We start from the raw sequence: 1,691 nt of genomic DNA, 5'->3' as shown, positions 1-1,691 counted from the left end.
AGCACCTATTTTAAATATGTTTTTCATATTGAATTCCATTTTTACTTGTTAATCTGTAAATATCTTTCTATATAAAATTAAGCTTAATTTATTCTATTAATTTCACAAATAAAAATACCATTTATAGCCCGCAATATATTAAATTTGCAACAATAAAAAAACTATTATCATGGATTTAATGGGAATGATGGGTAAACTACGTGATACTCAACAAAAAATAGAAGAAACTAAAAAAAGACTAGATTCGGTACTAATTGACGAGCAAAGTTCAGACGGTTTATTCAAAGTAACTTTAACAGCCAATAATCAAGTTAAAAGCGTAACAATTGACGATGCTTTATTAGGAGACAAAGAACAACTTGAAGATTATATTATTCTTGTGATGAATAAAGCTATTGAAAAAGCTATAAAAGTTAACCAAGCAGAACTTGACGCTGTTGCCAAAGTAGATATGCCAATGATCCCTGGCATGGAAGATATGTTTAAGTAAAAAATTACGAATTATGAATCAAATATTTTAAATTCATAATTCGCAATTCATAAAATTATAATTTACCAATATAACTTCCGTAAATGTCCTTAAACTGATAGCCATTCTCAAAACGGTCTTTACTCAATTTATCATATTCTACAAGTGCCCAAAGGATAAATTCTTTCATAAAATAACGATCTTCCTTAGCCAATTGTGGTTGGTATTTTTGAATCAAATTTTCCAAAGGTTTTACTTCGTCTAGAATAGCTTTGTATTCCTCATCTGTGCAATAATCTAGTAATTCGAAACCGCTTTCGGTAAAAAACCATTCTACTAATTCAGAATATTCATTTTTTGCATCTGCACGTTCTAGCTTTTCAATTTTAGGAAAATAGGCTGGGAAAAAAGTATGAATCGCATCGCCAATAAGATGTTGCGCCACTTGTGCCGAACCTTCTTGTTCGCCTTCGTAAACCAACTCGACTTTCCCTGTAATAGCAGGAATAATTCCCATAAAATCAGACAATCGTAAAGTAGTTTTGTCTGCTCCTGATTTTAAAGCACGACGTTCAGCTGTGCTTAATAAATTTTCGTAAGCCGTAATACTTAATCTTGCAGAAACACCACTTTTATTGTCAATATATTCACTTTCACGGGCTTCAAAACTTATTTGTTCTAATAAATCTTTGGCTAGATTAGGTACATAAACCAAGTCCGATTGCGCTTTGTCCAGTTTAGATTCTTGGTGTGTTATAGTTCGAGCAATTTCGATAGTTTCGGGATAATGCGTTAAAATTTGTGATCCAATTCTATCTTTTAATGGCGTTACAATGCTTCCACGATTGGTATAATCTTCCGGATTTGCGGTAAATACAAATTGCATATCCAGTGGCATTCTTAATTTGAAACCACGAATCTGAATATCGCCTTCTTGCAAAATATTAAACAACGAAACTTGAATTCTAGCTTGTAAATCGGGTAATTCATTGATGACGAATATGCAACGATTGGCACGAGGAATCATCCCGAAATGAATTACTCTTTCGTCTGCATACGATAATTTTAAGTTGGATGCTTTTATAGGATCAACATCGCCAATCAAATCGGCTACAGTAACATCTGGCGTGGCTAGTTTTTCGAAGAAACGTTCGCTTCTGTGTAGCCAAGAAATTGGAGTTGCATCGCCTTTTTCGGCAATTAAATCTTTAGAGAAACGAGA

Annotated in this window: 2 protein-coding genes; one reads left to right on the top strand and one right to left on the bottom strand. The window is 33.1% G+C overall.

The features are described 5' to 3' along the window. Positions 1 to 169 precede the first annotated feature (169 nt). Positions 170 to 490: a YbaB/EbfC family nucleoid-associated protein gene (locus RMO83_RS12835; protein WP_310560098.1), complete on the top strand. Its 321-nt coding sequence runs from the start codon at positions 170 to 172 to the stop codon at positions 488 to 490. Positions 491 to 545: 55 nt separating this feature from the next. On the opposite strand, the gene RMO83_RS12830 is transcribed toward RMO83_RS12835, so the two are convergent. After that, the coding region (locus RMO83_RS12830) for an AAA family ATPase (protein WP_310560097.1) at positions 546 to 1,691 on the bottom strand (1,146 nt) is incomplete at its 5' end.

It is taken from the genome of Flavobacterium sp., from assembly GCF_031423415.1.
Lineage (GTDB): Bacteria > Bacteroidota > Bacteroidia > Flavobacteriales > Flavobacteriaceae > Flavobacterium.
The sequence above is the reverse complement of the archived record's forward strand: the minus strand, read 5'-3'. Positions and strand labels throughout refer to the sequence as shown.